Here is a 4,263-nt window from a genome sequence, read left to right as displayed (position 1 = left end):
GTGGGAGAGTAGGACGCCGCCGAACAAATATTGAGAAAAGCCCTGCCGGGATGTCCGGCGGGGCTTTTCCTTTTCTGCCCGGTGCGAGTGCCGGGCCGCCCCACGGTCCGTCGTCGTCCGCTCGCAGACCGTGTCCCCGGCTCTGTGGCCCATGCCGGGGCCAGACCCCTCGGTCGTCGATTTCCGGACAGCCCGATACGGTGGCGCCCATGAGCGGTCGCGCGCGCGTGATGTGGGACGACGAGGTAACGGGCTACGACTTCGGCGCCGGGCACCCTATGGACCCGGTGCGGCTCACCCTGACCATGCGGCTCGTCGAGGCCTTCGGGCTCGACCAGGACGTGGACGTGGTGGCCGCCAAGCCCTCGGGGGAGTCGACGCTGCGGCTCGTGCACCGGCCCGACTACATCGACGCGGTCCGGCGCGCGTCCGCCGACCCGCGCGCCGCGGACACCGCGTACGGGATCGGGACGCCCGACGACCCGGCCTTCGCGGGCATGCACGAGGTGTCGGCGCTGATCGCCGGGCAGTCGGTGGCGGCCGCCGAGGCCGTGTGGCGGGGTGAGGCGGCGCACGCGGTGAACTTCGCCGGGGGGTTGCACCACGCGATGCCCGCGAGCGCGTCCGGCTTCTGCGTCTACAACGACGCCGCCCTCGCGGTCGCGCGGCTGCTGGAGATGGGGGCCGAGCGGGTCGCGTACGTGGACGTGGACGTGCACCACGGGGACGGCGTCCAGGCGGTGTTCTGGGACGACCCGCGCGTCCTCACGATCTCGCTGCACCAGCACCCGCGGACCCTGTTCCCGGCGACGGGATGGCCGGATGAGACCGGCGGGGAGGGGGCCGAGGGCATGTCGGTGAACGTGGCGCTGCCGGCCGGGACGGGCGACGCCGGCTGGCTGCGCGCGTACCACGCGGTGGTGCCGGAGCTGCTGGCGGCGTTCCGGCCGCAGGCCCTGGTGACCCAGCACGGCGCCGACACGCACGTCGAGGACCCGCTGGCGCACCTGGCGGTGACCGTGGACGCGCAGCGGGCCGTGGCGGAGAGCTGCCACCGGCTGGCGCACGAGCACGCCGAGGGCCGGTGGGTGGCGCTGGGCGGCGGGGGATACGCGGTGGTCGACGTGGTGCCGCGGACGTGGACGCACCTGGTCGCCATCGCGGCCGACCGGCCGGTGGCGCCGGAGGCCGAGGTGCCGGAGGAGTGGCGGGACGAGGCGTACCGCCGCACGCGGCAGCCGGGGCCCCTGCGGATGACCGACGGGCGGCAACCGGAGTGGCGCGACTTCACCGATTCGGGGTACAACCCGGGTGACTGGGTGGACCAGGCGATTCTGGCCACCCGCCGCGCGGTCTTCCCGCACCACGGGTTGCTTCCCTAGCCCGCCCACCCGCGCCTGCCCTGGTATGGCCCTCCCGCGGTGCTTCCGGGCGTTCTCGCCCCGCTCTCCAGGGGCGGCGGCCGGGGCCGGGAGCGCGGCGGGGACGCTCCGCGCCGGCGCGCGGCGAGGGAAGAGGGCGCCGGTTCTCCTGACGGCACCGGCTCTACGTCCGCGTGACGAGCGGCTCTCGGCGGCCGACTGTCTCTGACTCGGCCCCGAGCATGGTAGATGTGTCGACATAACGACCCGGTTTCGAGTACGCACGTACAACCCGGACTACGCTCGAAGCAGCACGTTCAGGACGGAATCCGGCGCGCCGCGAGGCCGTGCGCGACCCGCCTCGCGCCCCCTTCCCCACCTCTCGCTTCGGGTCGCGCCCGGCCCGCCACGGCGCGTGGGGGTCCGCCCTCCGGGTGGCCCCGGAAGGTCGGCGGGAGGAGCATCGGGCCAGGTCAGGGCGTTGGCGGGGGTGGTGGGACGGCGGGTGCGGGGGCTGGGGCCGGGTGGTGGTAGGAGGGAAGTGGCGGGCGGGTGCAGGCGTTCCGCTTGATGACGCTGTGCGGTCTGGTTACTACCGGCCGCTTACTCGCTATGTACTCAAACAAGCGTGTCTGTCACGGAAGGCGCTCGATCGCTACTCCTCTTCCCCACTCGTATCACGCGCCCCTAACCTGGTGAGGAGCGCGCATGCGAGAAGGAGTCACCGGAGGGGAAGCCGGTGCCCGACATGTGCGGAAGGTTCAGGTGTGTGATGGCTGCTGGCGAAAGGCCTCTGAATGAGGTTCAGTTTCTGACCGTCGCGGAAGTCGCCGCGGTGATGCGAGTGTCCAAGATGACCGTGTACCGCCTGGTGCACAGCGGTCATCTGCCGGCGATCCGAGTGGGCAGGTCCTTCCGGGTCCCAGAGCAGGCCGTTCATGAGTACCTTCGCGAGTCGTACGTGGGGGTGGAGTCCGCCTAGGTCCTGTCGTCAAAGTAGCGTCGTTCGCCCGAAGGGCGGGCCCCGCGGCGTCTGGTGCGTGCGATCGCAAGGCGGAGGAGGAGAGCGCAGCGGCGCTGCGTGCGACGACGACAACGCCGCGAGCGCGCGTGCCAGGCGTCGCGGGGCAGACGGGACTTTGACGACAGGGCCTAGCGACCCTCCCTCGGATTACCTCCTTCGCTGGGCGGCAGGTAGGCTGGCCCGCTGTAGGTCGTGTGGGCTCGGACGCCCCGCACCGAGTGAAGACGAAGTGAGCGAGGGTAGTCGTGGGCTCTGTTATCAAGAAGCGGCGCAAGCGGATGGCCAAGAAGAAGCACCGCAAGCTGCTCAAGCGCACGCGCGTCCAGCGTCGTAACAAGAAGTAGGCACGCGCCGCTGTGTCCGTTCCGCAGCCCTTCCACCGCGCAGGTGGGAGGGCTGCGGTTCGTGCTGCGCCCCGCGTGGTACCCGGTGCACGCCGGACGGCGCCCGGGCGCGGGCGTACGGCCGCCGCGCGCGGGAACGCGGGCAGGAGGAGGGACGGGGCACCGAAAGCCGCTCGCCGCGCATGGCGGTCGGCGGCGCGCCGTATCCAGCGGCTACCGTGTTCGGCACAGGCCGGATCCGCTGTCGGTCGGAAGGAAGGCGCTGGTCTTGGGCAAGGTCGTGCTGGTCACGGGAGTCGCGCGGCAGCTCGGCGGCCGGTTCGTGCGGCGGGTGCAGCGCGAGCCCGGTGTCGAGCGGGTGATCGGCGTGGACGCCGTGCCGCCCGAACACGACCTCGGTGACGCCCGCTTCGTCCTGACCGACATCCGGCAGCCGACGATCGGCAAGCTGCTGGCCGAGACCCGCGCGGACACGGTCGTGCACATGGACCTCAACGCTGCCGCGCTCGGCCCGCGCGGGCGCCGCGTGCCGACCGCCTCGGCCAAGGAGACCAACGTCATCGGCACGATGCAGCTGCTCGGCGCGTGCCAGAAGGCGCCGTCGGTCAAGCGGCTCGTGGTCCGCTCCAGCACCAGCGTGTACGGGGCGGCGCCGCGCGACCCGGCCGTCTTCACCGAGGCCACGCAGCCGAAGTCGCTGCCCGGCGGCGGCTTCGCCAAGGACGTGGCCGAGGCCGAGGGGTACGTGCGCGGCTTCGCGCGCCGGCGCCCGGACGTGGCCGTACGCGTGCTGCGGCTGGCCACCGTGCTCGGCCCGTACGCCGACTCGCCGCTCGCGGACTACTTCGCGCTGCCCGTGCTGCCCACCGTCATCGGCTACGACCCCCGGCTCCAGTTCGTGCACGAGGACGACGCGGTGGAGGCGCTGCGCATCGCCGCGTGCGGGCCGGCGCGGGGCGCCACGGCGAGCGGCACGTACAACATCGCGGGCGACGGCGTGCTCACCCTCTCCCAGGCGGCCCGTCGGCTCGGCCGCCCGACGCTGCCGCTGCCGCTGCCCGCGCTCCGCTGGGCCGGGGCCGCGCTGCGCTCGGTGGGCGTCGCGGACCTGTCGGCCGAGCAGGTGCGGCTGCTCACCCACGGCCGCGTCGTCGCCACGCGCGAGGCGCGCGAACGGCTCGGTTTCACGCCCGCCTACACCACCGCCGAGGCGTTCGCGGACTACGCACGCGGCCGCGGGCCCGGGCCGGTCGGGCCCGCGGTCCTGGCCCGCGCCGTGGACGAGCTGGCCGGCCTGCTGGCCGTGGACGGCGGTCACGACTTCCGGGGCTCCGGCGCGCCGAGCCGGGCCCAGGACCGAATCCCGTAGGTGAGGAGCGCACCACCATGGCGGACGCCAAGGTCATCCCGTTCGGGGAGGAGCCGCGGTCCCGGCGGAAGGGCCCGCGGACGGCACCGGCGAAGGGCCCCGCGGGCGCGGGCGGCGCCGGCTCGGCGGGCTCCGGCCGGGCCGGGCGCGCGCACGGCCCGCTGC

General features: G+C 73.7%; 4 protein-coding genes and 1 pseudogene. All 5 read left to right on the top strand.

Features of this window, described 5'->3' with window-relative positions; genetic code table 11:
• Positions 1 to 209 precede the first annotated feature (209 nt).
• Positions 210 to 1,382: an acetoin utilization protein AcuC gene (locus RKE29_RS28285; RefSeq protein WP_312008535.1), complete on the top strand. Its 1,173-nt coding sequence runs from the start codon at positions 210 to 212 to the stop codon at positions 1,380 to 1,382.
• A 539-nt stretch (positions 1,383 to 1,921) separates the two neighbouring features.
• Positions 1,922 to 2,002: pseudogene (locus RKE29_RS28280) on the top strand (phosphatase); the annotation flags it as partial.
• A gap of 131 nt (positions 2,003 to 2,133) precedes the next feature.
• Positions 2,134 to 2,343 carry a helix-turn-helix domain-containing protein gene (locus RKE29_RS28275; RefSeq protein WP_135341538.1) on the top strand — a complete coding sequence of 70 codons (210 nt, stop codon included), beginning with the start codon at positions 2,134 to 2,136 and terminating at the stop codon, positions 2,341 to 2,343.
• Between the two features lie 287 nt (positions 2,344 to 2,630).
• Positions 2,631 to 2,729, top strand: a complete 99-nt coding sequence (locus RKE29_RS28270) for an AURKAIP1/COX24 domain-containing protein (RefSeq protein WP_003948845.1) — start codon at positions 2,631 to 2,633, stop codon at positions 2,727 to 2,729.
• A 268-nt stretch (positions 2,730 to 2,997) separates the two neighbouring features.
• Positions 2,998 to 4,098, top strand: coding sequence for an NAD-dependent epimerase/dehydratase family protein (locus tag RKE29_RS28265; RefSeq protein ID WP_312008534.1), 1,101 nt, complete (start codon positions 2,998 to 3,000; stop codon positions 4,096 to 4,098).
• The last annotated feature ends 165 nt before the right edge of the window (positions 4,099 to 4,263 follow it).

Source organism: Streptomyces sp. B1866 (assembly GCF_031932565.1).
GTDB lineage: Bacteria > Actinomycetota > Actinomycetes > Streptomycetales > Streptomycetaceae > Streptomyces.
This window is presented reverse-complemented; position numbering and strand designations above follow the sequence as displayed.